The 26469-nt window shown below is 71.1% G+C and carries 21 protein-coding genes and 2 pseudogenes; 11 read left to right on the top strand and 12 right to left on the bottom strand.

What is annotated here, in order from left to right; translation table 11 throughout:
• A pseudogene (locus TX83_RS04675) lies at window positions 1-613 on the bottom strand (energy transducer TonB); the annotation flags it as partial.
• A 334-nt stretch (window positions 614-947) separates the two neighbouring features.
• On the opposite strand from TX83_RS04675, the gene TX83_RS04670 reads away from it, so the two are divergent.
• From TX83_RS04670 to TX83_RS04650, 5 genes and pseudogenes are all read left to right on the top strand, one after another.
• On the top strand, window positions 948-1313 hold the full coding sequence (locus tag TX83_RS04670) for a hypothetical protein (protein ID WP_064746773.1): 366 nt from the start codon (window positions 948-950) through the stop codon (window positions 1311-1313).
• Between the two features lie 103 nt (window positions 1314-1416).
• Window positions 1417-2748: a TolC family protein gene (locus TX83_RS04665; RefSeq protein ID WP_064746772.1), complete on the top strand. Its 1332-nt coding sequence runs from the start codon at window positions 1417-1419 to the stop codon at window positions 2746-2748.
• On the top strand, window positions 2745-3746 hold the full coding sequence (locus TX83_RS04660; RefSeq protein ID WP_075575000.1) for an efflux RND transporter periplasmic adaptor subunit: 1002 nt from the start codon (window positions 2745-2747) through the stop codon (window positions 3744-3746). Before TX83_RS04665 ends, TX83_RS04660 begins: the two co-directional genes overlap by 4 nt.
• A 25-nt stretch (window positions 3747-3771) precedes the next feature.
• Complete coding sequence (locus TX83_RS04655; RefSeq protein WP_064746775.1) at window positions 3772-6993, top strand: efflux RND transporter permease subunit; 3222 nt, start codon at window positions 3772-3774, stop codon at window positions 6991-6993.
• Window positions 6994-7124: 131 nt separating this feature from the next.
• Window positions 7125-7994: pseudogene (locus tag TX83_RS04650) on the top strand (cation diffusion facilitator family transporter); the annotation flags it as partial.
• 189 nt (window positions 7995-8183) lie between these two features.
• Here the strand turns inward: TX83_RS04650 and TX83_RS04645 are convergent.
• The 3 genes from TX83_RS04645 to TX83_RS04635 all read right to left on the bottom strand — a co-directional run bounded on the left by TX83_RS04645 (window position 8184) and on the right by TX83_RS04635 (window position 11517).
• Window positions 8184-8756 (bottom strand): hypothetical protein, encoded by a 573-nt coding sequence (locus TX83_RS04645; protein WP_222423714.1) that lies wholly within the window; start codon window positions 8754-8756, stop codon window positions 8184-8186.
• A 13-nt stretch (window positions 8757-8769) separates the two neighbouring features.
• On the bottom strand, window positions 8770-10950 hold the full coding sequence (locus TX83_RS04640; RefSeq protein ID WP_064746771.1) for a xanthine dehydrogenase family protein molybdopterin-binding subunit: 2181 nt from the start codon (window positions 10948-10950) through the stop codon (window positions 8770-8772).
• Between the two features lie 111 nt (window positions 10951-11061).
• Complete coding sequence (locus TX83_RS04635) at window positions 11062-11517, bottom strand: (2Fe-2S)-binding protein (protein ID WP_064746770.1); 456 nt, start codon at window positions 11515-11517, stop codon at window positions 11062-11064.
• 324 nt (window positions 11518-11841) lie between these two features.
• Here TX83_RS04635 and TX83_RS04630 point away from each other — a divergent pair, with 324 nt between their 5' ends.
• Window positions 11842-12858, top strand: a complete 1017-nt coding sequence (locus TX83_RS04630) for an XdhC family protein (protein ID WP_064746769.1) — start codon at window positions 11842-11844, stop codon at window positions 12856-12858.
• 3 nt (window positions 12859-12861) lie between these two features.
• Window positions 12862-13584 (top strand): nucleotidyltransferase family protein, encoded by a 723-nt coding sequence (locus TX83_RS04625; RefSeq protein WP_064746768.1) that lies wholly within the window; start codon window positions 12862-12864, stop codon window positions 13582-13584.
• A gap of 555 nt (window positions 13585-14139) precedes the next feature.
• Here the strand turns inward: TX83_RS04625 and TX83_RS04620 are convergent.
• Together TX83_RS04620 and TX83_RS04615 are read right to left on the bottom strand one after the other, a co-directional pair.
• Window positions 14140-14355 (bottom strand): hypothetical protein, encoded by a 216-nt coding sequence (locus TX83_RS04620; RefSeq protein WP_064746767.1) that lies wholly within the window; start codon window positions 14353-14355, stop codon window positions 14140-14142.
• Between the two features lie 376 nt (window positions 14356-14731).
• On the bottom strand, window positions 14732-15652 hold the full coding sequence (locus TX83_RS04615; protein ID WP_064746766.1) for a LysR family transcriptional regulator: 921 nt from the start codon (window positions 15650-15652) through the stop codon (window positions 14732-14734).
• A gap of 95 nt (window positions 15653-15747) precedes the next feature.
• Here TX83_RS04615 and TX83_RS04610 point away from each other — a divergent pair, with 95 nt between their 5' ends.
• Window positions 15748-16203, top strand: coding sequence for a carboxymuconolactone decarboxylase family protein (locus tag TX83_RS04610; protein ID WP_064746765.1), 456 nt, complete (start codon window positions 15748-15750; stop codon window positions 16201-16203).
• A 13-nt stretch (window positions 16204-16216) separates the two neighbouring features.
• Here TX83_RS04610 and TX83_RS04605 read toward each other — a convergent pair whose 3' ends face one another.
• Window positions 16217-17017: a class I SAM-dependent methyltransferase gene (locus tag TX83_RS04605; RefSeq protein WP_064746764.1), complete on the bottom strand. Its 801-nt coding sequence runs from the start codon at window positions 17015-17017 to the stop codon at window positions 16217-16219.
• Window positions 17018-17337: 320 nt separating this feature from the next.
• On the opposite strand from TX83_RS04605, the gene TX83_RS04600 reads away from it, so the two are divergent.
• Window positions 17338-18255 carry a rhodanese-like domain-containing protein gene (locus tag TX83_RS04600; RefSeq protein ID WP_064746762.1) on the top strand — a complete coding sequence of 306 codons (918 nt, stop codon included), beginning with the start codon at window positions 17338-17340 and terminating at the stop codon, window positions 18253-18255.
• 12 nt (window positions 18256-18267) lie between these two features.
• On the opposite strand, the gene gloA2 is transcribed toward TX83_RS04600, so the two are convergent.
• Window positions 18268-18654, bottom strand: a complete 387-nt coding sequence (gloA2, locus tag TX83_RS04595) for an SMU1112c/YaeR family gloxylase I-like metalloprotein (RefSeq protein WP_064746761.1) — start codon at window positions 18652-18654, stop codon at window positions 18268-18270.
• 104 nt (window positions 18655-18758) lie between these two features.
• Here gloA2 and TX83_RS04590 point away from each other — a divergent pair, with 104 nt between their 5' ends.
• A complete protein-coding gene (locus TX83_RS04590; RefSeq protein WP_064746760.1) occupies window positions 18759-19043 on the top strand; it encodes a DUF4031 domain-containing protein in 285 nt (94 codons plus the stop codon).
• A gap of 108 nt (window positions 19044-19151) precedes the next feature.
• Here the strand turns inward: TX83_RS04590 and TX83_RS04585 are convergent, their stop codons facing one another.
• From TX83_RS04585 to TX83_RS04570, 4 genes are all read right to left on the bottom strand, one after another.
• The gene (locus tag TX83_RS04585; protein ID WP_064746759.1) at window positions 19152-19781 is read right to left on the bottom strand and encodes a LysE family translocator; all 630 of its coding nucleotides are present in this window, start codon (window positions 19779-19781) and stop codon (window positions 19152-19154) included.
• A 459-nt stretch (window positions 19782-20240) separates the two neighbouring features.
• On the bottom strand, window positions 20241-23396 hold the full coding sequence (locus TX83_RS04580) for an autotransporter domain-containing protein (protein WP_064746758.1): 3156 nt from the start codon (window positions 23394-23396) through the stop codon (window positions 20241-20243).
• Between the two features lie 268 nt (window positions 23397-23664).
• Window positions 23665-24324, bottom strand: coding sequence for a response regulator (locus tag TX83_RS04575; RefSeq protein ID WP_064746757.1), 660 nt, complete (start codon window positions 24322-24324; stop codon window positions 23665-23667).
• Window positions 24321-25820 (bottom strand): sensor histidine kinase, encoded by a 1500-nt coding sequence (locus TX83_RS04570; protein ID WP_064746756.1) that lies wholly within the window; start codon window positions 25818-25820, stop codon window positions 24321-24323. The genes TX83_RS04575 and TX83_RS04570 overlap by 4 nt, the downstream gene beginning before the upstream one ends.
• A gap of 132 nt (window positions 25821-25952) precedes the next feature.
• Here TX83_RS04570 and TX83_RS04565 point away from each other — a divergent pair.
• A partial coding sequence (locus TX83_RS04565) for a DUF418 domain-containing protein (RefSeq protein ID WP_428992541.1) occupies window positions 25953-26469 on the top strand: 517 nt, incomplete at its 3' end.

Here is a 26469-nt window from a genome sequence, read left to right as displayed (position 1 = left end):
CGGCGATCGCGCTCGCGCGCTGGGCGGCCGCGTCGGCGGCGCTGGCGCTGGCGGCGGCCTCGGCCTTGAGCGCGGCGGTCGACAGCAGCGCAGCGTCGCGCCGAGCTGGCGCGGTCTGCACGCGTTCGGCGATCAGGCGCTGGGTTTCGTCGCGATCCTGCTGCCGGCGCGCCAGTTCGGCCCGGCGCAGTCCTTCGCGCAGGCGCGGCAAGGCCGGCGCCTGCGGGTCCATGCGCGCCAGCAGTTCGAGCAGGCGCTGGGTCTCGGCCAGATCGTCGTCCAGCAGGGCCTGTTCGCCGGCGATGACCACGTAAGGCTGCAATTCGCTGAGCGCGCCGATCACGTCGATCTGACCGGCCTCGCGATCGCGCAGAGCCAGGTAGTAATCGACCGCGCTGTCGCCGGCCGGGGTGTGGATGCGCTGCTCGCGCAGCGCCTGCGAGGCGCGCGCGCGCAGGCCTTCGGAATCCAGCTCGACCAGGGGCGCCGGCAGGGCCACGGCCGCGTCGAGTTCGGCGCCGGTCTGCGCCTTCCCGTTGCGTTCGCCCGAGCCGCATCCGCCCAGCAAGGCGGCCAGGCCCAGGGCGGCGCCGAATACGGCGCCGCGGCGCATTCCGGCGGCACGAACGCGCGCCGCTGTGGCAACAAGCTTCACTGCACAAATCCCCTGTACCGCCCACTGCAGAAATCGCGCGCAGACTAGGCCCAGGATGTGACGGCGGTACTGCATCGCCCTTGCCAATCCTGGTGAACGCATGACGTTCTCCGGTGCCGAGCTCCCTGCCGCGAACCGCGGATTATGCGGCCAGCCGGAACGTGACGCGATGCTCAATCGGGCCATACGGTCAGCTTGCGCTCCGGAAGCTGACCGGGCCGCGGCAGCCGCCGTATGGTCGCCCCACCGGTGAAATTGTATTGCGCCAAGGCCGCCGCCTATCCTCTGTTCCATGCCCGCCGTCCCCGCCCTCGCCGCTATCCTGCGCTGCCTCGCGTTCGGCGTGCTGATCGCGGTGATGCTGGTCAAGCCGGCGCTGGCCTTCGCCAGCGAGGCCGGCGAACCGGTCGCCGCCGCGGTAGCCAGCGCCCACCCGGGCCAGCCGGCCGACGCCGCGCCCGCGGCGCCGCACGACGAAGACGGTTGCGACGATACCCGCTGGCACCTGAGCCATTGCTGCGCCATGCAGGCGGCGCTGTTGCCGCGAATCCAGCTCGGCCTGTCCGTCGAGCGCAGCACCGCCCCCTTGCCGGCCAGCGCCGGCGTCGACGCGATCCGCCCCACCGCGACCCCGTTCCGCCCGCCGATCCGGGCCTGATCCCGAACTCGCTTCCGCACGGCACTGGCCGACCCGGCCCATGCCGGCCGCGCGCGGCTGTCCGCCGCTGCGGCACCCCCAGAGATTCTCGGAGATCGCTCCCATGTGGTTACGTCCGGCGGCCTTGGCCGTCCTGACGGCTGCGCTGTGCCTGCCGGCACCGGCGCAGCCGCGCCCTGCCGCGCCCGCGGCCCCCACCCCCGCCGTTGCGGCCGCCGCGCGCGCCGGCTCGGTGTTCACCCTCGACGACGCCCTCGCCCGCATCGGCGAGGCCCACCCGGATCTGCGCCTGTTCGGCGGCCAGCGCGCCGTGCTGCAGGCCGAACGCGACCAGGCCGCGCAAGCGCCGCCGTGGATGCTCGGCGTCGGCGTCGACAATGTCCTCGGCAGCGGCGCCGTCGCCGGGGTCAAGGCCGCCGAGGTCACGCTCAGCCTGGCCTCAGTGTTCGAACGCGGCGGCAAACTCGACGCCCGCCGCACCCTGGCGCAAAGCCGCATCGACGCGCTCGCGGTGGAACGCGAAAGCCGGCGCCTGGATTTGTTGGCCGAAGCCGCACGGCGTTACCTGGCCATCGTCGCCGCGCAGCGTGGCATCGAGCTGGCCGGGTTCGACATCGGCCAACGCCAGCGCAGCGTCGCCGCCGCGCGCCAGCGCCTGCAGGCCGGCGCCTCGCCCGAATCGGGCCTGCTGACCGCACAGGCCGCGCTGGCCCGGGCCGAGCTGGATCGCCGCCGCAGCGAACAAAGCCTGCTCAGCGCGCGCCAGCATCTGGCCGCGCTGTGGGGCGAGCGCGACCCCGGCTTCGCCGCGGCGGCCGGCGACCTGTACGCCTTGCCGGCGATCCAGGACGCCACCGCGCTGGCCGGCCTGCTCGACCGCACCCCAGAGCTGGCCCGTTTCGCCGACCAGACCCGCATCGCCGAAGCGCGCCTGCGCCTGGCCCGCAGCGAGGCCGTGCCCGACCTGTCCTGGCAGGTCGGCGTGCGCCGGCTGCAGGACGGCAGCGACTTCGGCCTGATCGGCAGCGTGTCGCTGCCGCTGGGCGCGCGCAGCCGCGCCGAGCCGGGCATCCGCGGCGCCCAGGCCGAGCTGGCCCTGTTGGAAACCGAACGCGAGGCCAAAGGCCTGTCGCTGTACTCGACCCTGGTCGAAGCGCACGGCCGCTACCGGCTCGGCGCGCTGGAAGTCGCGCGCCTGGAGGAGGAAGTGTTGCCGCGCCTGACCCGGGCCGAAGCCGCCGCCGAGTACGCCTACCGCGCCGGCGCGATCGGCTATCTGGAACTGGCCCTGTTGCAGGCCGAAAGCGTGGCGGTGCGCAGACAGCGCCTGGATGCGGCGGTCGCCGCGCAACTGGCGCTGATCGAAATCCAGCGCCTGACCGGCGAGGGCTTCCTCGCCGCCTCTTCCTCCGACCCCGCAGGAGCCGCCCGATGAAGTACGAACTGTTGATCGCCGGCGTGCTGGCCCTGTCGCTGAGCGCTTGCGCGCCGTCGAAACCGGCCGCCGGCGCAGGCGGGAATCGCGCCGACAACCACGCCGACGAGAACGACGCCGGCCACGAGCACGGCCAAGGCAAGGCCGGCCACGGCGAAGAAGCCGACGCCGAGGAACGGCCCGAGTCGACCGTCATCGCCGCGGAAATCGCCCGCCGCTCCGGCATCGCGGTCGCCGCCGCCGGCCCCGGCACCATCGCCGACGAGCACGAAGTGCAGGGCCTGGTCACGCCGCTGGAGGGCCGCGTGGCCCGCATCACCGCGCGCTATCCGGGTCCGGTGCGCTCGCTGCGCGCCAACGTCGGCGACCGCGTCCGCGCCGGACAAACGCTGGCCACCATCGACAGCAACCTCAGCCTGACCACCTATGCGGTCGCTACGCCTATCGCCGGCGTGGTGCTGGCGCGCAACGCTTCGGTCGGCGAAGTCGCGGTCGAAGGCACCGCGCTGTTCGAAGTCGCCGACCTGTCGACGCTGTGGGTCGACCTGCACGTGTTCGGCGCCGACGCCACTCATCTGCGCCCGGGCCTGCCGGTCACGGTGATGCGCATGGGTGACGAGCGCGGCGTGGAGACCACGCTCGACCGGATCCTGCCCGGTACCGCGACCGCCAGCCAGAGCACCGTCGCCCGCGCCTCGATCGCCAATGCCGACGGTCTGTGGCGCCCGGGTTCGGCGGTGCGCGCGCGGGTCACGGTCGAACAGCAGCCGGTCGCCCTGGCCGTGCCGCTGACCGCGCTGCAGCGCATGGACGAACGCGATGTGGTGTTCGTGCGCCAGGGCGAGCGCTACCTGGCGCGCCCGGTACGCATCGGCCGCCGCGACGCGGCGCGCATGGAGGTGCTGGAAGGGCTCAAGCCCGGCGAGCAGGTGGTGGTCGAACAGAGCTTCCTGATCAAGGCCGATATCGAAAAATCGGGAGCCTCGCATGAACACTGAGCCCCTGTCCGCCGCTCCGCCCGGCCTGCTCGAACGCATCCTGCGCTTCGCCATCCGCCAGCGCTGGCTGATGCTGGCGCTGACCCTGGCGCTGATCGGCATCGGCGTGTGGAGCTTCGGCAAGCTGCCGATCGACGCCACGCCCGACATCACCAACGTGCAGGTGCAGATCAACACCCGCGCGCCGGGCTACTCGCCGCTGGAGGCCGAGCAGCGCGTCACCTTCCCGATCGAAACCGCGCTGGCCGGTCTGCCCAAGCTCGACTACACCCGTTCGCTGTCGCGCTACGGTCTGTCGCAGGTGACGGTGGTGTTCAAGGACGGCACCGACCTGTATTTCGCCCGCCAGCAGGTCGCCGAGCGGTTGCAGCAGGTGAAGTCGCAGATCCCCGACGGGCTGGAACCCGAGCTCGGCCCGACCGCGACCGGCCTGGGCGAGATCTTCATGTACACCGTCGATGCCGACCCCAAGGCGCGCAAGCCCGACGGCAGCCCCTACAGCGCCACCGACCTGCGCACCCTGCAGGACTGGGTGATCCGGCCGCAACTGCGCAACACGCCCGGCGTCACCGAGGTCAACACCATCGGCGGCTTCGCGCGGCAGATCCACATCACTCCCGATCCGGCGCGGCTGATGGCCCTGAACCTGAGCCAGCGCGACCTGGTCGCCGCGCTCGCGGCCAACAATCAGAACGTCGGCGCGGGCTACATCGAACGCAACGGCGAACAGTTCCTGGTCCGGGTGCCCGGCCAGATTCCCGACCTGGACGCGATCGGCGAGATCGTGCTCGACCGCCGCGACGGCGTGCCGATCCGGGTCCGCGACGTCGCCGCGGTCGGCGAAGGCCCGGAGCTGCGCAGCGGCGCGGCGACCCAGAACGGCCACGAAGTCGTGCTCGGCACGGTGTTCATGCTGGTCGGCTCCAACAGCCGCGAAGTCTCGCAGGCCGCCGCGGCCAAGCTCGACGCAGCCAACGCCAGCCTGCCCAAGGGAGTCAGCGCCAATCCGGTCTACGACCGCACCTCGCTGGTCGACCGCACCATCGCCACGGTGTCGAAGAACCTGGTCGAAGGCGCCTTGCTGGTGGTGGTGGTGCTGTTCCTGCTGCTGGGCAACATCCGCGCCGCGCTGATCACCGCGCTGGTGATTCCGCTGGCGATGCTGTTCACCATCACCGGCATGGTCCGCGGCGGCGTGTCCGGCAATCTGATGAGCCTGGGCGCGCTCGACTTCGGCCTGATCGTCGACGGCGCGGTGATCATCATCGAGAACTGCCTGCGCCGCTTCGGCGAAGCCCAGCACGCGCTGGGCCGGGAGATGAACGACGAGGAGCGCCACGACCTCACCGCCGCGGCCACCGCCGAAGTCATTCGCCCCAGCCTGTTCGGCCTGGGCATCATCACCGCGGTGTATCTGCCGATCTTCGCCCTCAGCGGGATCGAGGGAAAGATGTTCCACCCGATGGCGATCACCGTGGTGCTGGCGCTGACCGGCGCGATGCTGCTGTCGCTGACCTTCGTGCCGGCGGCGGTGGCGATCTTCCTCGGCGGCAAGGTCGCCGAGAAAGAGAACCGGGCCATGGCCTGGCTCAAGCGCGGCTACGCGCCGGCCCTGGCCTGGGCGCTGCGCAGCCGGGCTTCGGTGATGGCCGGTACCGCCGCGCTGGTCATCCTCAGCGGCGCGCTGGCGCTGCGCATGGGCACCGAGTTCGTGCCGAGCCTGGACGAGGGCGACGTCGCGGTGCAGGCGATGCGCATTCCCGGCACCAGCCTGAGCCAGTCGGTGACCATGCAGAAGCACATGGAGCAGGCCTTCCTGGCCCTGCCCGAGGTGCAGCGGGTGTTCAGCAAGATCGGCACCGCCGAAGTCGCCAGCGACCCGATGCCGCCGTCGGTGGCCGACACCTTCCTGATGCTCAAGCCGCGCGAGCAGTGGCCCCACCCGGGCAAGTCCAAGCCGGCGCTGATGGCCGAGATCGAGTCCATCGCCGGCACCCTGCCCGGCAACAACTTCGAGTTCACCCAGCCGATCCAGATGCGCATGAACGAGTTGATCTCGGGGGTGCGCGCCGATGTCGCGATCAAGGTCTACGGCGACGATCTGGCGCAACTGCTCAAGGTCGCGCAGCGGATCGAGGCGGTGGCCAAGCAGGTGCCGGGCGCGGCCGACGTCAAGACCGAACAGGCCACCGGCCTGCCGATGCTGAGCATCGAGCCCGACCGGCGCGCGCTGGCGGTGTACGGCCTCAACCCGGCGGCGGTGCAGGAGACGGTCGCCACCGCGGTCGGCGGCGAGGTCGCCGGGCAGTTGTTCGAAGGCGACCGTCGTTTCGATCTGGTGGTGCGCCTGCCCGAACGCCTGCGCCAGGACACCGCGGCGCTGGCCGATCTGCCGATCCCGTTGCCGCCGCAGGGCGAGACCCGCGACGAGTCCAGTCGCGAGGCGACCTGGAGCGGCGGTGCGCCGCGCACGGTGCCGCTGCGCGAAGTGGCGCGGATCCAGAGCGTGCTGGGCCCGAACCAGATCAACCGCGAGAACGGCAAGCGCCGCATCGTGGTGACCGCGAACGTGCGCGACCGGGACCTCGGCGGCTTCGTCGCCGAGCTGCGCCAGCGCATCGACGCCGAAGTGAAGGTGCCGGAAGGCTACTGGATCGGCTACGGCGGCACCTTCGAGCAGCTGATCTCGGCCAGCCAGCGCCTGGCGGTGGTGGTGCCGGTGACCCTGGTGCTGATCTTCGCCCTGTTGTTCATGGCCTTCGGTTCGGCCAAGGACGCCGCGATCGTGTTCAGCGGCGTGCCGCTGGCCCTGACCGGCGGCGTGATCGCGCTGGCCTTGCGCGGGATTCCGCTGTCGATCTCGGCCGGGGTCGGCTTCATCGCCCTGTCCGGCGTGGCGGTGCTCAACGGCCTGGTGATGATCGCCTTCATCCGCAAGCTGCGCGAACAGGGCGACCCGCTCGATCACGCCGTGGTCGACGGAGCGCTCGGCCGCCTGCGCCCGGTGCTGATGACCGCGCTGGTGGCCTCGCTGGGCTTCCTGCCGATGGCCTTCAACGTCGGCGCCGGCTCGGAAGTGCAGCGGCCGCTGGCGACGGTGGTGATCGGCGGCATCGTCTCCTCGACCCTGCTGACCCTGCTGGTGCTGCCGGTGTTGTATCGCTGGCTGCACCGCGGCGATGCGCGCCGGGATGCGCGCGACGACGGCGCCACCGCCACGATGGCCGCGCCCTCGCCGGCGGTTTGAACCGCAACAGCGCGGATCGCGGCGATCGCGCGATCCGCGTCCTCGCCGGCCGCTCACGCGCGGCCGGCTTCAATGGGCGGCCGCCGTCGCGACGGCCCGGCGTTCGCACCATCGACCCGCGGAGCATCGACATGGGCAACGGACACGAACACGGCAACGGCACGATCCGCCACGAACGCCCGCTGTGGTGGGCGCTGGGCCTGACCGGCGGCTTCCTGATCGCCGAAGTCGTCGGCGCCTTCCTCACCGGCAGCCTGGCCTTGTTGTCGGACGCCGCGCATATGGGTACCGATACCCTAGCCCTGAGCATCGCCCTGGTCGCGGTACGGCTGGCGCGCCGCCCGCCCGACGCCAAGCGCAGCTACGGCTACGCACGCATGGAGGCGATGGGCGCGATGGTCAACGGCCTGCTGCTGTTCGCCGTCGCCGGCTACATTTTGTGGGAAGCGGTCGGCCGCTTCCGCCAGCCGACCGAGATCGCCACCACCGGCATGTGGGTGGTCGCCGCGTTGGGCCTGATCGTGAACCTGATCGCGATGCGGCTGTTGCGCGCCGGCAGCGGCGAAAGCCTCAATCTCAAGGGGGCGTATCTGGAAGTGTGGAGCGACATGCTCGGATCGGTCGCGGTGATCGCCGCGGCGATCGCGATCGGCTTCACCGGTTGGAGCTGGATCGACCCGGCCCTGGCGGTGGCGATCGGCCTGTGGGTGCTGCCGCGCACCTGGAGCTTGCTGCGCGAAGCCGGCAACGTGCTGATGGAAGGGGTACCGGCCGGCATCGACCTGGACGCGGTTCGGCGCGACCTGGCCGGCCTCGCCGGCGTACTCGAGGTGCACGAGCTGCACGTCTGGTCGCTGGCTTCGAACGCGCCTGCGCTGAGCGCGCATCTCATCGTCGCCGCCGGCACCGACATCGAGGCCCTGCGCCGCGCGGCGAACGCGCGGTTGCGCGAAAGCCACGGCATCGATCACAACACTTTGCAGATCGAGCACGAACGCTGCGACAGCGCGCATGCCTGAGCAAGCGTCGTGCCCCAGCGGCAGGAGCGCGCAAGCCGCGACCAACCGAAGCGATGCGATACCACGCCGTCTGCCGAAGCCGGGCGGCCCCAAGCCCCAAAGAGCCGATCGTCCGGGCTGCGGCCGCAACGCTTGCGTACATCGCTGCGGTTGGTTGCGACGCGGCGGTACTCAGCTCTCCGGGCAGGGACCGCCCGCATCGGCCCAGGTCTTGAACGCGGCGACGAACTCCGGATGCGGCACCGGCACCGGCGCGCGATCGCCGCCGGGCGCCCAGCCCCACAACACCAGCTTGTCTTCGCTGACATGCTTGACCAGCGCGGCGAAGTCGCGGCCGCCGTTTTGCTTCTTGTCCTGGATCATCGCGCACAGCTCCGGCGCCGGCAGACCGATCCAGGCCATCTTGTGGTCCGGTGGCGGCAGCTGCCAATGCGGCGCGCCCGGCGGCGCGTTCGGACCGTAGCTGGCCGGCAGATTGGCTTCGCCGTGGCAGGTCGAACACGGCAGGCCGGCCGCGCCCTTGCCCTCCGGCCCGCGCACCACGCCCATCGCATGCGGCAGGCCGGCGTCGAACTGCAAAGGCTGGTCGCCGGGGATGTGGCAGTTCTGGCAACGCGGATGCTGGAACACCTTTTGCACAGTGGCGAACGCGGCCACCGCCTGGGTGCGCTGTTCCGGCGAAATCTTCTGGCCGCAGGCGCTCAGCGCCAAGGCGGCGGTCGCGGCGATCGCTAGGGTACGCATGCGTCGGTCTCCCTCAGCCCAGGCGCAGCGGCAGCTCGCGCAGCCGCTTTTGGGTCAGGGCGAACACGGCATTGGCCACCGCCGCCGCCACCGGCGCGGTGCCGGGTTCGCCGGCGCCGCCCATCTTTTCGCTGCTGGGCACGATGTGCACCTCGATCTGCGGCGACTCGTCCAGGCGCAGCACGCGGTAGTCGTGGAAGTTCGACTCCTGCACCCGCCCGTCCTTGAAGCTCAGCGCGCTGTACAGCGCCGCGCCGAGGCCGAAGTTGATGCCCGATTCCATCTGCGCCCGGACCCCGTCGGGATTGACCGCCAGCCCGCAATCGATCGCGCAGACGAAGCGGTGCACGCGGATCGTCTGGCCGCCGCCGGGCGCGTCCTGCAGCGAAACCTCGGCGACCTGGGCGATGTAGCTGCCGAAGGATTCGTGCACGGCCACGCCGCGCGCGCGGCCCTCGGCCGGCTTGCCGCCCCAGCCGGCTTTTTCGGCGGCCAGGTTCAGCGCGGCGAGATGGCGCGGATGATCCTTCAGCAGGCTGCGCCGGTACGCGACCGGATCCTGGCCCGCCGCATGCGCCAGTTCGTCGATCAGGCTTTCCATGATGAAGCCGTTGTAGCTGTGGCCGACCGAACGCCACCACAGCACCGGGATGCCGGTCGTCGGCGAATGCAGGTCGACGCGATGATCGGCGATGGCCTTGAGATAGGGCGAATCGGCCACGCCCTCGACCGAGGTCGCATCGACCCCGTTCTTGACCATCACCGCTTCGAACGGCGACCCGGCGGCGATCGACTGCCCGACCAGGACGTGCTTCCAGGCCATCGGGCGGCCCTGCCCGTCCAGGCCGATCTTGGCCTGCTGCAGGTACATCGGCCGGTAGTAGCCGCCGCGCACATCGTCTTCGCGCGACCACACCGTCTTGACCGGCTTGCCCGCGGCCTTGGCCACCTGCACCGCTTCGGCGACGAAGTCCGAGGTCGGCGTCGCGCGCCGGCCGAAGCCGCCGCCCAGGAACAGGGTGTGGATCTTGACCTGCTCGGGCTTGAGTCCGGCGATCTTGGCCGCGACCTGTTGGTCCAGGGTCTGGAATTGGGTGCCGGTCCAGATCTCGCACTGGCCGTCGGCGATCTTGACCGTGCAGTTCAACGGCTCCATCGGCGAATGGGCGAGATACGGCACGTGGTACTCGGCTTCGACCGTGCGCGCGGCCCTGGCCAGCGCCGCATCGACGTCGCCCGCCTGGGCCGCGACCGCGCCGGGCGTGGCGGCGAGCTGGCGGAACTGTTCGCGCAACCGGCCGGTATCCAGGCCGGCGTGCGGACCGAGGTCCCAATCGATCCGGAGCGCATCGCGGCCGAGCTTGGCCGCCCAATAATGATCGGCGACCACCGCCACGCCGCTGGGCACCTGGACCACGTCGCGCACGCCCGGCACCGCCTTGGCCGCGGTGGCGTCGAAGGATTTGACCGTGCCGCCGAACACCGGCGCGCGCGCGACCAGTGCGGTCAGCAGGCCGTCGAAGTGCACGTCCATGCCGAACTTGGCCCGGCCATCGATCTTCTCCGGGCCGTCCAGGCGCTTGGTCGGCTTGCCGATGATCTTCCAGTCTTTCGCGTCCTTGAGCGCAGGCGGCTGCGCCGGCGCCGGCCGCTTGGCCGCGTCGGCGGCGAGTTCGCCGTAGCGCGCGCGGCGCTCGCCGGCGAGGGCGATACCGTTCTCGGTGCGCACCTGCTCGACCGGCACGCCGAAACGCTGCGCTGCGGCCGCGACCAGCAGCGCGCGCGCGGTGGCGCCGGCCTGGCGGTAGCGGTCGAACTCCGACCAGGTGCTGGTCGAGCCGCCGGTCATCTGCATGCCGAACGCGGTATGCGCATAGGCCTGCGCCGCCGGCGCGTGCTCGACCCGGATCTTGGACCAATCGGCGTCGAGTTCTTCGGCGATCAGCATCGCCAGCCCGGTCCAGATGCCCTGGCCCATCTCCGAATGCGACAGCAGCACGGTGACGGTGTCGTCCTCGCCGACGCGCAGGAATGCGTTGGGCGCGAAACCGCCCGACACCGCCGCGGCCTGCGCCGGCGCGGCATCGGCGAACCGGCGCGCGCCGGGCACCACGAAACCGACCACCAGGCCGCCGCCGATCAGCGCGCCGGCCTTGAGGAATTGGCGCCGCGACGGCGCGGGAACGGTGCTCACATCGACCTCCTGAACGTGGCGGATCGGCCTGGCGGCATCGCTGCGGCGCAGCGGCCGGCGGATCGGCTGCGTAATGGCTGCTTGCTGCGGGACGGCGGAATGGGCTGTGCGTCAGGCCTCGCCGATCTCGGCCGCACGCTTCACCGCCGCGCGGATGCGCGAGTAGGTGCCGCAACGGCACAGGTTGCCGGACAGCGCCTGATCGATGTCGGCATCGCTGGGCGCGGGAATCTTCGCCAGCAAGGCCGCGGCGGACATGATCTGGCCGGACTGGCAATAGCCGCACTGGACCACGTCGACCTCGGCCCAGGCGCGTTGCACCGGGTGGCTGCCGTCGGGCGACAGTCCCTCGATGGTGACGATGGTCTTGCCTTCGACGCTGGACACCGGCGTCACGCAGGCGCGGCGCGGCGCGCCGTCGACGTGCACGGTGCAGGCGCCGCACTGGGCGATGCCGCAGCCGAACTTGGTGCCGGTGAGGTGCATCAGGTCGCGCAGCGCCCACAGCAGGGGCATGTCCGGCGGCGCGTCGATCTCGTGCTCGCGGCCGTTGACGTTGAGCTTCATCGGAATCCCTCGCGGCGGCTGGGGTCGCCCGAGCCTACTCCGCAAACATCGCAGCCGCCATATCGGCGCGCGCGTCCTGCGACCAAAGGACGATGCGCCGGCGCACCGGCGTCGCGCGGACGCTTGCCGGATTCTGCGCGTGCGAACGCCGCGCAGGCCGTGCGCGGCCGACGGCGGCGCGGCCGAACGCGCTTGGGCGCAGGCCTCGCGCGCGCGGGCGGCGCTTGCCCAAAACTGCCTGCCGCGGCGCAGCATCGCCGCGCCGCGTGCGGCCGGCGCACAGATCGTTCTAGACTCGGCCAACTTCGCCTGCGCGAGCCCCGCATGGCCGATTCGCCGGACCCGACCATCCCGCAGCGCAGCGCGCCCGGCGGCGCGCGCGCGGTGCTCGAAGCCAGCGCTGCCGCGGCCGCGCGCGGCGATCCCGCAGCGCTCGCGGTGGTGCTGGAAACCCAGGGCTCGACCTATGTACGGCCGGCGGCGATGGCCTTGTTCGGCGCCCGCGGCGGCCAGGTCGGCTGGCTCAGCGGCGGCTGCATCGAACCGGAGATCGAGCTGCGCGCGCAGGAGGTCGCGCACAGCCAGGGCATCGATTGGCTGGAAATCGACCCCCGCCACGACGAGGATCTGTTCGCCGGCTCCGCGGTCGGCTGCCGCGGCCGACTGCGTTTGGCCCTGCTGCCGCTGGCGGCGCTGCGCGACTGGCCGGTGCTGGTCGACGAATGGCGTCGCGGTCACGGCGACCTGCGCCTGGAGATCCGCGGCGACGGCGCGCTGCGCGCCGCAGTCGGCGACGAACGCCTGCGCTGGACCCTGCCGGTCAACACGCCACCGTGGCCGGGCGCCGCGACCGCGGCCTGGTCGCTCGAGGTCGCCGCGCCGCCGTCGGTGCTGGTGCTCGGCGCCGGGCCGGAAACGCCGGCCCTGCTGCCGCTGCTGCGCACCCTGGGCTGGATGACCACCCTGGTCGAACGCCGGCCGCGCTGGACGGGCCTGGCCGCCCTGGCCGACCACGCGGTCGAACGCGGTCCGGCGCAGGCCCTGGCGCTGGCCCGGCCGCACGACGCGGCGGTGGTCATGCACCATCATTTCGAACTCGATCGCGAAGCGCTGGAGCAACTTGGCGGCAGCCCGAGCGGACAGGCGATCGGTTTCGTCGGCCTGCTCGGCCCGCTCGCGCGCCGCGACGACCTGTTCCGGGTGCTGCCGGCTTCGGCGCGCGATTCGCTGAGCCCGCGCCTGCATGCGCCGATCGGCCTGCCGCTGGGCGGCCACGGACCGGAGGCGATCGCGCTGAGCGTGGTCGCGCAACTGCAGCGCCATCGCCACGGCGGAGACTGAGCCATGCCGCATGTCGCGGTGGTGCTCGGCGCCGGCGGCAGCCGGCGGCTGGGCCGGCCCAAACAGTTGCTGACCCGCGCCGGCGAGCCGTTGTTGCGTCGCGCCGCACGGCTGGGCCTGGCCAGCGGCGCGGCGCGAACCGTGGTCGTGCTAGGCGCCGCGCACGAGCTGATGACGGTGGCGCTGTGCGGATTGGACGTGGAGCGCGTACTGAATCCCGACTGGCAAGACGGCCTCGCCGGCAGCCTGCGCTGTGCCGCGCGGGCGCTGGGCGAGCACGCGGCCTCGGTGCTGGTGCTCGGCTGCGATCAGCCGGCCTTGGCCTCGGACCATCTGCGGCGTTTGCTGCAGGGTGCGGCAACAGCCGCCAGCGGCTGCGCCGCCACCGTACACGGCGACGGCGCCGACCCCGGCGCAGCGTTGGCGACGACGGCGCAGGCAATCGCGCCGGGGATGGCGACAGTGGCCGCGCCGAAGAGGCCGGGGACGACCGTCACGCCGCCGCCGATCGCCGCCGTCCTGGGCATGCCGGCGGTGCTGTCGCCGGCGCTGTGGCGCGAGGCCGCGCATTTGCACGGCGACCGCGGCTTCGGCGGCGCCCTGCGCCGCTTGCCCGCCGGCTCGGTGTGGCGATTGCAGGCACCGGAACTGCAACACGATCTGGATACGCCCGACGATCTGGCGCTGGCGACCGCGCGCGGTTGGATCGATGCGCCGATGGCGTGAACCGATTGGCGGCGTTGCTTGGGGGGCAGGAGCCGCGCAAACCGCGATCGCGTGCGTTCGATTGCGGCGCCGTCGCCGGTCGGGAGGTTTCGTCGGATTGCGGTCGCGGCTCGCGCCGCTTCTACAGGAGCGACACCGCCGTTTGGGGATAGGAGCGGCGCAAGCCGCGGCCGCGTGCGTTCGATTGCGGCGCCGCCGTCGGTCGTGGGATTGCGTCGAATTGCGGTCGCGGCTTATGGCCGAAGGAAATCCCCCGCGGGACGCTCCCCGACGGAAGCGATACCGTCGCCTAGAGTCGCGCGGGCTGCGATTGCGACGCCTCAGGAACGGCGCGCGGGTGGATGGGGTTCGCGGTCGCGACTTGCGTCGCGCCTACCTGGCGCACCTACCCGTCGCTGCTGGCCCTGGGACGATGTCGCGCGCACGGCACCGTGCTTCGGCCATCCAATCCCGAATCGCCACTGTGGAATCCCATTCCCGAATCCCGACAACAGGAGGCCCGCGCCGCCCGGCCGGACTCCCTGTCAGCCGGGCGGCGCAAACCGCACGCCGGCCCTAGGGAACCAGCGTGCCAAACACGGGTCGCGACTCGTCGTCGACGACATGCAGCCACAAGCCCTGCGGCGCATGCGCGGCGTATTTCCTCGCCTGCGGCAGCACCGCGCGCAACGCCGCTTCCGGGCTGCGGTATTCCTGCGCGATCTCGGACACCGCTACCGCCAGCGCTTGATCGTCGCTGCCATCACGTTGCTTCAGTTCGACGCGAAACATGGCTCATCCTTGTGAAAAGCGACCGGCTCGGTCTGGGGGATTGCCCGCTGGGGAGCGGGTCTGGATCCGGGTGCCGTCGTGCAATCAAAAGATGCGTCGTGCGTGAACAGGAAACCGTCGTCGGAGTCCTCCTAAGCGTGTAGGAATTTTCCGAATCATGTGTGCTACAAGTCACAAGTTTCAAAAGAAACTGTGGACTTCCGTGAGTAAACGGATAGGGAGCGCGGCACCGGCCGTCACGATCCGCCGTTCGCAGCCGCGAAGGCCGGACTTCGTCGCAGTGCGTCTCGAATGCGCTTGATCCGCTTGTTGTGCACCGCTCACTCGTTCTTCGTCGAGACGAGTCGGCGCGGGAACGCCCCAGGCAGGGAGCGGCTCAGGCGAGCTTGCCCCCCTCCGTCCGCGACGCTCCGGCCAGCCTCGGCTGCAAACCGGCGAACCCCTCGCGCATCGCCTGGACGAAGACACGAATGCGGGCGTTGCGGCGCAGGTCCGGGTGGCTCAACAGCCACAGGTCGGAACTCAGCCCCTCCAACGGAGCGCCGACTCGCGCCAAGCGCCGGTCGGCGTCGCCGAGGTAGCACGGCAGCACGGTCAGGCCGATGCCGGCGGCGGCCGCTTCGCGCAAACCGAGCAGGCTGTCGGCGCGCAAACTGGCGCGACGGTCGTAACCCTGCCGGCGCAGCCATTGCGCCATCGCGATATGCGCCAGGGTGCCGTCCGGCACCACCCAGTCGTGCGCGTCCCAGGCCTCGACGCCGCCACGCAGGCGCAAGCCGCGCGCCCGGTACACGGCGACGGCGATGCGCGCCAGGCGCCGGCCGATGAGCCCCTCCGGCGGCTCCCCGCCCGGACGCAGAGCGACATCGGCCTCGCGTCGGCCGAGATCGCGCACGGCATTGTCCGCGTACAGCTCGACGACGATGCCGGGATGGTCGCGGCGGAACTGCGCCAGCAGCGGCGGCAACAGGCCATGCAGCAAAGGTTCGACCGTGGTCACCCGGATCCGCCCGCTCGGTCGCGCATCCGCGCCGGCGAGACGGCGCTCGGTCTCGCCGATCCGGGCCTCGATCTCGGCCGCGACCGCGATGACCTCGTCGCCGGCCGGCGTCGGCGTGTAGCCGTCGCGGGCGCGTTCGAACAGGCGCGCGCCCAGGCGGCGCTCGATCGCGTTGATCCGGCGGAACACCGTGGGATGGCTCACGCCCAACCGCCTGGCGGCGCCGTTGAGCGAACCGGCGCGGCCGATGGCGAGCAGGAACCGGTAGTCGTCCCAGGCCAGGGGTTGTTCGTTCATGCAAACCCAGCTTGCGTTTCTGGCGGAATGTATTTCATCGACGAACATCCTAGCCTGATCCGGTCGCATCCCCGACGCCTCCCCGAGGAACCCCGATGTCCGCCCGCCTGGATTACAACGCCGTCGACCCGCAAGGCACCCGCGCGCTCGCCGGCCTGCAGCGCTACGTCGACCACAGCGGCCTGGAACGCGCGCTGATCGACCTGGTCAATGTCCGCGTCTCGCAGATCAACGGCTGCGCCTACTGCATCCGCCTGCACACTGAGGAAGCGGTCGCGCGCGGCGAAAGCCATCGCCGGCTGCATCTGCTGCGGGTCTGGCCGGAAGGCCCGTTCAGCGCCCGCGAGCGCGCCGCGCTGCGCTGGGCCGAGGCGGTCACCGACGTCAACCGCGCGCCTGCCTCGGACCAGGCCTATGCCGAAGCGCGCGCGCAATTCGCCGACCAGGATCTGGTCGCGCTGACGTACGCGGCGATCGCGATGAACGCCTGGAACCGGCTCGCCATCGCCTTCCGCAAGCCCGATCCGGCCTTGACGGAACCCGCGCCTTAAGGGCAGCGGCGATTCAAAACCGGTAACGCACCACCCGGCCGAGGCGGCGCAGCCAGACCCAGCGGTCGTACAGCGCGAACGGCCAACGCTGCGCCGGCGGCAGCGCGGCGATCTCCGGCAACTCCGACACCCGCGGCTCGTCGACGAACTGCAGCCGCGGATGCCAGCGGCCCAGGTCGGTCTGCTCCCAGTCGCCGATCCGCGCCCGGGTGGCGCGGATCATCGGCGCCTTGCGCAACAGGCGCAGCGCCAGCGGGCTGTAGACGTCGCACAGCAATTGGCCGCCGTGCGGGAACGCCTCGACCAGCCGGCGCACCAGTTCGCGCGCGCGGTCTTCGTCGAGGTAGGGAAACAGGCCTTCGGCGATCACCAGCACCGGCCGGTCGCGGTCCAGGCGCGCGATCCAGTCCGGCTCCATGACGTTGATCGGCAGCGTGCGGTAACGGCCGGCGCGCTGCGGCAGCAGTTCCTGCCGCAAGCGGATCACTTCGGGAAAATCCAGGTCGATCCAGTCGACCTCCACGCCCGGTTCGACCCGGAACACGCGCGAGTCCAGTCCGCAGGCCAGATGCAGGACCAGGGTGTCGGCGCGCGACTGCAGCGCGGCGCGGGTCCAGCCGTCGATGACCCGCGCGCGCAGAGCGATGCCGCGGATGTCGACCGGGCGCAGGCGGAAACGGGCGAAGTCGTAGTCGACGCGCCGGATCAGGTCGTCGGCCAGGCCGTCGCGCAGGATCGACGGCGTGGCGCGGTTGTCCATCGCCTTGGCGTACAAGGTGATGAGCAAAGTTTCCTGGCTGCCTTCCAGGCGCATCGGCGGCTCCGCGGACACCGCCCGCGGATCGGGCGGCCCCCGGCATTGTGCGGCCGGCGATGTTACGCGGCAGCGTAGGCGCCGGACATCGCGCAGCCGATTTGCGCGAGCGGGTTCACGAACGCGAAGTTTCCGGCGCGCTCGCCGGAGGTCGCGACGGCATCGGCGCCCCATGCGCAAGGGTGGCGGCCGCGCGCCTTGGCGCGCGCCGCCGGCGCCGTAGGCGCCCGAACGCTGCCGCAACACTGCGTCGCCGCGAAGCGATTGCGCCGCCGCCGGCGCCGGCCGAGACTGGCGTCCGCCCCGCCCGGAATCGCCCGATGGACACCCTGCTGCACCTGATCCAGACCTACGGCCTGCTCGTGGTCTTCGTCAGCGTGCTGCTCGATCAGGGCGGGCTGCCGGTGCCGGCCTATCCGCCGATCATCGTCGCCGCTGCGATCGCGGTCGACCAGCATCAACCGCTCTGGCCGATCGTGCTGGTCGCCGCGTTCGCCGCCCTGCTCGCCGACGGGCTTTGGTATCTCGGTGGGCGCCGCCTCGGCGCAGCGCTGCTGCGGCTGATGTGCAAGGTCTCGCTGTCGCCGGACTCGTGCATCCTGATGACCCGCGGCGTGTACGCGCGCTGGGGCGCGCCGTCGTTGATCGTGGCCAAGTTCGTGCCCGGCTTCGCCGCGGTCGCCACCACCCTGGCGGGCGAAACTGGCACCGGCGCGCGCCGCTTCGCCTTCTACGACGGCCTGGGCGCGCTGCTGTGGGCCGGCGTGGCGGTGGCGATCGGCGCGGTGTTCCATCGCGCCGTCAACCAGGTGCTGGAAGGCCTGGAAACGGCGGGGCGCTATGGCCTGCTGGCGATTCTCGCCGCGATCGCCGCCTTCGTCGGCTACAAGCTGCTGAAGCGCCAGTGGTTCCTGCGCGAGCTGCGCATGGCGCGGATCTCGGCCGGGGAGCTGTACCGGTTGCTCGAAGACGGGGCCGGCCCGCTGATCCTCGACGTGCGCTCGCACCAGCAACGCGATGCCGCCGGCTGGATCCCCGGTGCGGTGTTCGTCGCCTCGCTCGACGACGTCGGCATAGCGCCGCGCGACGAGGTCGTGGTGTACTGCGACTGTCCCAACGAGGCTTCGGCCGCGACGCTGGCGCGCGAGCTGCGCCGCCGCGGCTTCAAGCGGGTGCGGCCGCTGGCCGGCGGCTTCGAGGCCTGGCGCGCGCAGGGCCATGCGGTCGCGCGCGGCTAGGCGCGGTTCGGTTCAGCGTTCGTAGAACTCGATCGGCAGACCGTCCGGGTCGGCGCAGAAGGTGAAACGGCGACCGGTGTACTCGTCGATCCGCACCGGCTCGACCGCGACCGCATGCGCCTGCAGCTCGGCCACGCAGGCGTCCAGATCGGCGACCGCGAAGGCCAGGTGGCGCAGGCCGCAGGCTTCCGGATAGGACGGCCGCGGCGGCGGATCGGGGAACGAGAACAGTTCGATCTGGCCGCCGTCGGGCAAGGCCAGATCGAGCTTGTAGGAGCGCCGCGCCTGGCGATAGACCTCGGCCAGCGGACGCAGGCCCAGCACCTGGGTGTAGAAGCGCTTGGAGCGCTCGTAGTCCGAGCAGATCAGGGCGACATGGTGGATGGCCGACAGCTGCATGACGACTCCGGCGAGCGGCGGGGGTCGCTCGCGATCGGCCGATTGTCGGATACTGGGCGCATCCTGTCGCCATCGCGCGACGTCTGCATCCCAGGGAGCGCCGGGTGGCCGTGTACGTCGACGATGCCGTGTGGCCCTGGCGTGGCGAGCGCTGGGCGCATTTGATGGCCGATACCCTCGACGAACTGCACGCCTTCGCCCAGCGCCTGGGCAAGCCGCGGGTGTCGTTCCAGAACAAGGCCAGCGGCTGCCACTACGACGTCAACGCGCAGATGCGCGAGCGAGCGCTGGCGCTGGGCGCGGTCGCGATCTCGCGCCACCGCGACCGGGCCCAAGTGCGGGCGATCATCCAGCGCGCGCGCGACCAGGCCGCCGGTCGCGCGCCCTGAGGCGCAACGGCCCGCAAGAGCGCCGGCCCGGGGGGCCATCGCGCGCCGTCGCTATCGGTGCCGCACAGGTTCGAACGCAGGCCGGCGCGATGCGCGGCCCACAGCGGCTCAGCGGCGAGCGTCGACGGCCATGCGCAGCGCCAACGCCGACAGCACCCCGCCCATCACCCAACGCTGCGCCGCGATCCAGCGCGGCCGTCCGGCCAGGAACGCGGCGATGGCGCCGGCGCCGGCGACGATCAGCGCGTTGACGCTGACGCTGATCGCGATCTGCACGCTGCCCAGCACCAGGGACTGCAGCATCACGTTGCGCTGCGGATCGATGAATTGCGGCAGCAGGGCGAGATAGAACATCGCCACCTTGGGATTGAGCAGGCTGGTCAGCAGGCCCATCACGAACAACCGGCGGGTGCTGTCCGGCGGCAGGTCGCGGACCTGGAACGGCGAGCGCCCGCCCGGCCGCAGCGCCTGCCAGGCCATCCACAGCAGGTACAGGGCGCCGCCGATGCGCAGCGCGTCGTAGGCGTAGGGCACGGCGAACAGCAACGCGGTGATGCCGAACGCAGCGGCGAACAGGTAGAAGAAGAAACCGACCGCGACGCCGGCCAGCGAGACCAGCCCGGCCTGGCGCCCCTGGCAGATCGAGCGCGACACCAGGTAGACCATGTTCGGCCCCGGCGTCAGCACCATCACCAAGGCCAGGCCGGCGAATGCCAGCAACGACGACAGCTCGAACATGAACGTCTCCGGGTGCGATCGGGGTCGTCGGCCCTGCCGCGCCATGCGCGCCGTGCCGGGTGTCCATCATCGCCGATGCGGGCATGCGGAGCGAGTGCGCCGGCGCGCGCTGGACGGCTTCGAAGCAGGCAAAGTCGAATCTTCCGCCGCTTTTTCAAAGGAGGGAACAGCCGCCGCCGATAAGCCGCTGGGGCGCGCGGAACGTCATGGGCCGTCTCCCCCCTTTCTTGGAAAGGGAAGGCAATCGCCGACGCGCAATGGGGAACGCGGCGAACGCCACCAGCCCCACTTACAGAAGGAGGACTTGGGGGATTTGCTCTGGCTTTGGCCTTACGTCGCCCCGACCTCGCCCCCCAAAACGAAACGCACCGACCCGAGGGCCGGTGCGTTTGGTCCCGATATCGATTGCGTGAGCCGGCACGGAGGGAGCGGGCGAACCCGCCCCCTGCGTACCTCGCCTCAGAAGCGCAACGAGTAGCGCGCGTTGATGCCGTGATCGCGCGCCTCGTCGGCGAACTGGCCTGCGTAGTGCAGCTCGAGCAGGCTGTTGGCGCTCAGGCGCGCGGCGACGCCGGTCTCGACCAGGGTCGCGTTGTCGGCCAGCGGGGCGCCGTGGATGCGGAACGCCTCGCCGCCGCGCCAGGCCACGTCGACCTCCGGACGCAGATCGCCGCTGGCGTGGCGACGGCCGATGCCGCCGCGCAGGCTCAGCCAGCTGTCCTCCTGCTGCGACCCCTTGAGGTTGACGTTGAAGCGCACGCCCAGCGTCGACAGGTTGACCCGGCTTTCCGCGCTGCGGCCGCTCAGCGCCGCCGCCCCGCCCTCTTCCTGGAAGCGGTCGCTGTCGACCCGCACCTGGGCGAACTGGGCGTAGGGCTCGAACTCCCATGCGCCGCGCGACAGGCGGTAGCCGCCTTCGACGAAGGCCTGCCGGCTGTCGGCGTCGTACGAGGCGCGGGTGCGGTCGACGAAGCCGTTGAAGCCGATGCGGCGGTCCAGATCGATGTCGTGGCGGGCGAAGCCGAGGCCGGCGCTGAGGCCGAACGCGCCCCAGTTCTGGCCCGCGTACAGGCCCAGGTGACGGGTGTCGACACGGCCCTTGTCGTTGCGGCCCGAATCGCTGTCGGTGCGGCCGCTGCCGGCGAGCACGCCGATGCGCCAGCCGCCGTCGAAGCGGTAGTCGTAGCCGACCAGGGTCGCCGAACCGTTGTACTCGTTGCGCGCGGCATTGCCGTCGCCGTCGAGGGTACCGCCGGACTTCAGCAATTCGATCCAGGCGCCCTGCGCACCGCCTTCGGCGTTGTCGGCGGCGAACGCGCCGCGACCGGCGCGGGCGCGGTTCAGCGCCGCATCGCGCACATGGCGGCCGTCGTCGACCAGGATCGAACGCAAGCTGGCGTGGCTTTCGCCGCTGAGCGAGTCCAGGGCGACCAGCGCCTGCGCCGGGAACAGCTGAGTCAGCGGCTGCGGAATACCCTGCCCGACCGCGAGGCGATCGGCGGCGGCCGCGGCCGCACGCTGGTTCTCGGTCTGCGCTGCGGTCGCGAGCGAAGCGCCGCGGGTCACGTCGACCGACACCGCGTTGGCGGCGTAGCTGAGCCCGAACTTCAGGAACGGCGAGAACGCGGTCTGATCGACCGAAGCGAACTGGCCGCTGACGCCGCCGGCCGCATTGAGGATGTTGAAGTTCTGGCCGAGCAGGTACTGGCCCGGCGCATGCAGCACGATCAGCTTGCCGTCGAGGCTGGCGCGGCCGGTCACGTCGAGACGGTCGGACTGGCCGCCGGCCGAGAGCTCGGCGACGTAGCTGCCGCCGGCGCCCTGCACGTAGTTGCCCTGCACGGTCAGAGTGCCGATCGAATTGCCCGGCGACAGCGCGCCGTCGACGCGCACGTTGCCGACGATGCGGCCGCTGCCGCCGAGGCCGCCCTTGGCCAGCACCGGCAGTTCGGCCGTGGTCAGGCTGCCGTTGACCACCAGGGTGCCGCTCTCGACCTGGGCCGCGTAGGTGTTGGCGCCGGTCAGTTCGAGCACGCCCTGCTTGACGTTGAGGCCGCCGAAGCTGTTGTTGCCGCTGAGGCGCAGCCAGCCGATGCCGGACTTGGTCAGCTTGCCGCTGCCGCCGATGTCGTTGCGCCAGTCGTCCCAGGCCTTGCCTTCCCAGACCTTGGCGCCGCCGCCCGGGCGGTCCATCACCACGTCGGTGTCGACGCGCAACTGGCCCGGGCCGTCGATGGCTTTCTTCAGATTGACCAGGCCCCAGCCGTAGACATCGTCGATGCCGGGCGCGCCGAGGTCGGTGGCGGTGGTCAGCAGCACGTCGCGCACCTGCGGGCTGCTCAGATAGGGGAAGCGTTCGAACAGCAAGCCGAGTGCGCCGGTGACGTGAGGGGCCGCCATCGAGGTGCCGGTCTTGAGGCCGTAACCGTATTCGGGCTGCTCGTTGTCGATGCGGAAACGGAGGTAGTCGTTGGTCAGCTCCACGGCGCCGTCGATGCGCCCGCCCACGACGGTGCTGTCGATGTCGGTGCCCGGTGCCGAAACGCACCAGTTCATGCTCAGGCCGCAGATGCTGGAACCGTCGTTAATGACGTAGTCGGCCTCGCCCTCAGCCGGATCGGGCTGGCGCACGTTGGCGACGCTGACCCAGTACGGTTCAGCCTCGGGCCGCCAACGCGGCAGCGTGGCCGGGATGCTGGCCAGACCGCCGCTCTGGTTGCCGGCGGCCCATACCTGGATCAGGTCGGATTGCGGTTTTCCGTCTGCGCCCGGCGCATAAATGCTTGCGTACACCGCGTAGCCGGCACCGGTGCTGGCGTAATGCGCCTCGAGATCGGCCTCGGTGGCGTTGCGCCGGGTCGGGCCCCAGCTGTGATTGAGCACCCGCGTACCCAGCGCCTGCGCCTGGTGGTACATGTCCAGAGTGGCCGGGTCTTCCGGGTCGGTGCGGTACAGCGGCCGCGGACGGTAGAAGCCGTCCGGATCCAGGCGCCATTCGCTGTAAGTGTCGCCGAACACGCGCGCCGCGGTCAGATCGGAAGCGAACGCGACGCCGTGGGTACCCTGACCGTCACGATTGGCGCCGATGGTGCCGGCGACATGGGTGCCGTGGTCGTCGTAGAGGAAACCCAGGCCGAATCGTTGCGCGATGATCTGGCGAATCCGCTCGGGAACGTTGGCGCCCACACCGGTGTATTCGTAACCGGGCTTGTCGCCTCGCGTCGCTCCGCAAGCGCCGTCGCCAGCGACAATAGAAAGATCGGCGCAATGGGCGACATTGCTGATGTTGATGCTGTTGGTGTTGCGGCCGCCGAACTCTTGGTGAGCCAATGCCGAACCGGAATCGAACAAGCCTAGGCGCACACCCTTGCCGGTCAGGCCGCGCGCATAGGCGTGGTGAGCGTTCATCGCCGCCAGGCCCCAGTCGGCCTCGAATTCGGCGCTGCGCCAGCTATCGGGATTGCCGATCTGGCCCATCGCGCTCTGCGCGGCGGCCGGTGCGGCGGCGGCGGCCAGCAGGCCGCCGACGATGGCGAGGGACAGCAGCGAGCGCGGATGCGCGCCGCGCGAGGAGCGCCCGTCCGTGGCGCGGGTATTGCGAATATCGCCTTGCATCTTGCAGTGATCTCCTATCGTGTCGAATGGGCGTCGCCGGGCGGCGCCCGCTGTCGTACCGGCGCGCAAGCGCCTCGTCCTGGTAGTCGGTATCGGCGCGTCCGGCGCGCCGCTCCGTTCGAAGTCGCGCAGGGCGACCGGCATCTCCACTAACGTGCAGATGCGCTCATCACCCTACCGTCACATGACCGCGGAGCGCACATGACTTTCGTCACCCACGCGACGGTCGCGCCCGCTTCGCGCGGGCGCGCGGGCTGAGTTCCGGCGCTCAGTCGCCGTCGTACTCGGCGTGCATCAGCCCGCGCCGCCAGGCGAACGCCACCGCTTCGGTGCGATCGGCCAGGTGCAGCTTGGCCAGCACGTTGCCCAGATGCGACTTCACCGTCTTCTCGCCGATGTTGAGCGCGGCGGCGATGCGCGCGTTGCTGCCGCCCTCGGCCAGCTTGCGCAGCACGTCCAGTTCGCGCTCGGTCAGGCAGGCGAACGGATCTTCGCGCGGCTCGCGCTTGCGCCGCACCGCCTTGAGAATGCGCTGGGCGACGAAAGGATGGATCACCGCCTCGCCGGCGGCGATCCGGCGCAGGGTCGCCAGCAGCTCGTCGCCGAGCATGCTCTTGAACAACAGCGATTGGGCGCCGGCCTCGATCGCGGCGAAGGCCAGGTCGTCCTGATCGGTCGAGGTCAGCACCGCGATCGCGCTGCGCGGGCTCAACACCTTGATCGCGCGGATCGCCTCGACCCCGTCCACATCGGGCATCATCAAGTCGATGACGATCAGATCCGGCGCCAACTCGCGCGCCAGCTCGATCGCCTCGGCGCCGCCGCCGGCCTCGCCGATCACCTCGAAATCGTCGGTGAGCGTCAACAGGCTGCCGATGCCCTTGCGCACCACCTCGTGATCGTCGACCAACAATACGGTCGTGCTCATGCCGGAACTCCTTGCGTATCCAGGTTGAAGGACACGGTCACCACCGTGCCGCTGGAAGAACTGGCCAGGCGGAAACGCCCGCCCGGCAGGCCGCGCGCGCGCAGGCGCATGTTGGCCAAACCCATGCCGCGGTCGTGCTCGTCGGCGACGAAGCCGCAGCCGTCGTCCTGCACGGTCCAGCCGTAGCGCGAACCGGCGCGGTTGAGCACGATCTCGATCCGGCGCGCGCCGCTGTGGCGCAGGCTGTTGGACACCGCCTCGGTGGCGATCAGCAGCAATTGTCCGGCGTACTGCGGCCAACCGGCCAGGCCGCGCTCGGCCTCGGCGTCCAGCAACAGCCGCCATTCGATCTCGCTGCCGGCAAGCAGGTGCTCGCAGGTGTCCTCCAGGGCCTTGCGCAGGCCCTGCTCGGCCACCGTCGGCGCGGAGAAACGCTGGATCACATCGGCCAGGTCGCGCTGCAGCTGCCCGGTCAAGCCCAGAGCGGCCTTGATCAAGGTGTCCTGGCGCGGGTCGCGCTCGCCGTCGCGGCCGGCCAGGTGATCCAGCACGCTCAGCTGCAGGCCGAGGGCGAAGCTGCGTTGCTTGGCGGTGTCGTGCAGGTCGCGCGCCAGGCGATTGCGCTCCTCGGACACCGCCAGCGCCTGGCGCACCTGGATCAGTTCGCCGAGCGCGTCGGCCATGCGGTCGAAGCGTTGCGACAACCGGCCGAACTCGTCGCGGCCCGGGTCTTCGATGCGCGCATCGAGCTGGCCCGCGGCCCAGGCGTCGGCGGCCCGTTCGGCGTGGCGGAAGCGACGGGTCAGCAAGGTCGCCACCGCGACCGCGGACATCGCGCTGATCACCGCCAGATACAGGGCGATGCCTTCGAAGTCGCCCGAGTCCATGCGGATGAAACTGGCCAAGGAACCGCCGACGTGCTGGCCGACGGTGAGGGTCGCGGCGGCGTCCATGCCCACCGGCACGGCCACCGCGGTGATCCAGTCGCCCTGGCGGTCGTGCCGGCGCGGGACGGACTCGCGGGTCGCCACCGCGTCGCGCTCGACCTCGTTCAAGGCCTGCGCCAGCGGCGGATCGACCTGGGCCGGAAACGCGCAGCGGCGGCCGTTGCGGTCGCGATAGCGGATCGCGATGCGGCCGTCGTGAGTGCCGCCGGCGAAACTGTAGAACGCCATCCACTCCGGCGTATCCATGCCGACGATGCGCACCAACAGCGCTTGCAGCACCGCTTCGCATTGCTCGTCGGACATCGCCCCGGTGGCCGGAACCGAGCCGAAGCGCTGCAGTTCGCGCCGCATCGCGCCCTCCAGCGCCGGCGGCGCCATGTCCCGGCGCAGTTCGGCACGGGCCAGGTACAGACCGAAGCCCGACAGCAGCGCGGTGCTGATCCACGAGGCGACCAGCATCCACAGCAGGCATTTCCAGAACAGTCCGCTCCACCAGCCGCGCGCCGGCGTGCGGACGGCCGGCGGCGGGGGTGCGGCGGTTTCGCTCATGCGTTCAGTATTTCAGGTTCCGCGCCCGGCGAATCCGCCAAACGTCCCGGGTCGGCACCGGCCCGGGCCCGATGTGCGCCGGCGGCCACGACGCGCACGATCGCCGCCGTCCTCTCCTGCTGCGACGCCGCCATGCCCTCCCCCGCTTCCGCCGATCCGACCCGCATCGAACGTCTCGACGCGCTGCGCGGTTTCGCCCTGTTCGGCATCCTGATCGTCAACCTCGGCGCCTTCGCCTCGCCCTATTACGGCCTGGGCCTGGCCGATCCGGCGTTCGACGGCGCCCTGGATCGCGCCGTGCGCTGGCTGATCGCGGCCGGGTTCGAACTCAAGTTCTACCTGCTGTTCTCGTTCCTGTTCGGCTACAGCTTCACTCTGCAGATGGACTCGGCGCAGCGCGCCGGCCAGCCCTTCGTGCCGCGCATGCTGCGGCGGCTGCTCGGGCTGTGGCTGATCGGCCTGGCGCATGCGCTGCTGCTGTTCCACGGCGACATCCTCACCACTTATGCGGTACTGGGCCTGGCGTTGCTGGGCCTGCGGCGCATGGCGGAAGCCCGGGCACTGCCTATCGCCGGCCTGCTGGTGCTGCTGACCGCAGCCGGTTGGGCGACCCTGGCTGCGCTCGCGGCGTGGGAGGGCGCCGGCACCG

This window comes from Lysobacter antibioticus HS124 (assembly GCF_000336385.2).
GTDB classification, from domain to species: Bacteria; Pseudomonadota; Gammaproteobacteria; order Xanthomonadales; family Xanthomonadaceae; genus Lysobacter; species Lysobacter firmicutimachus.
The sequence above is the reverse complement of the archived record's forward strand: the minus strand, read 5'-3'. Positions and strand labels throughout refer to the sequence as shown.

Coding starts and splice junctions, on each gene's coding strand:
- TX83_RS04670 (WP_064746773.1), top strand. CDS start 948: ATGCCCGCCGTCCCCGCCCTCGCCGCTATCCTGCGCTGCCTCGCGTTC.
- TX83_RS04665 (WP_064746772.1), top strand. CDS start 1,417: ATGTGGTTACGTCCGGCGGCCTTGGCCGTCCTGACGGCTGCGCTGTGC.
- TX83_RS04660 (WP_075575000.1), top strand. CDS start 2,745: ATGAAGTACGAACTGTTGATCGCCGGCGTGCTGGCCCTGTCGCTGAGC.
- TX83_RS04645 (WP_222423714.1), bottom strand. CDS start 8,756: ATGCGTACCCTAGCGATCGCCGCGACCGCCGCCTTGGCGCTGAGCGCC.
- TX83_RS04635 (WP_064746770.1), bottom strand. CDS start 11,517: ATGAAGCTCAACGTCAACGGCCGCGAGCACGAGATCGACGCGCCGCCG.
- TX83_RS04630 (WP_064746769.1), top strand. CDS start 11,842: ATGGCCGATTCGCCGGACCCGACCATCCCGCAGCGCAGCGCGCCCGGC.
- TX83_RS04625 (WP_064746768.1), top strand. CDS start 12,862: ATGCCGCATGTCGCGGTGGTGCTCGGCGCCGGCGGCAGCCGGCGGCTG.
- TX83_RS04620 (WP_064746767.1), bottom strand. CDS start 14,355: ATGTTTCGCGTCGAACTGAAGCAACGTGATGGCAGCGACGATCAAGCG.
- TX83_RS04615 (WP_064746766.1), bottom strand. CDS start 15,652: ATGAACGAACAACCCCTGGCCTGGGACGACTACCGGTTCCTGCTCGCC.
- TX83_RS04610 (WP_064746765.1), top strand. CDS start 15,748: ATGTCCGCCCGCCTGGATTACAACGCCGTCGACCCGCAAGGCACCCGC.
- TX83_RS04605 (WP_064746764.1), bottom strand. CDS start 17,017: ATGCGCCTGGAAGGCAGCCAGGAAACTTTGCTCATCACCTTGTACGCC.
- TX83_RS04600 (WP_064746762.1), top strand. CDS start 17,338: ATGGACACCCTGCTGCACCTGATCCAGACCTACGGCCTGCTCGTGGTC.
- gloA2 (WP_064746761.1), bottom strand. CDS start 18,654: ATGCAGCTGTCGGCCATCCACCATGTCGCCCTGATCTGCTCGGACTAC.
- TX83_RS04585 (WP_064746759.1), bottom strand. CDS start 19,781: ATGTTCGAGCTGTCGTCGTTGCTGGCATTCGCCGGCCTGGCCTTGGTG.
- TX83_RS04580 (WP_064746758.1), bottom strand. CDS start 23,396: ATGCAAGGCGATATTCGCAATACCCGCGCCACGGACGGGCGCTCCTCG.
- TX83_RS04575 (WP_064746757.1), bottom strand. CDS start 24,324: ATGAGCACGACCGTATTGTTGGTCGACGATCACGAGGTGGTGCGCAAG.
- TX83_RS04570 (WP_064746756.1), bottom strand. CDS start 25,820: ATGAGCGAAACCGCCGCACCCCCGCCGCCGGCCGTCCGCACGCCGGCG.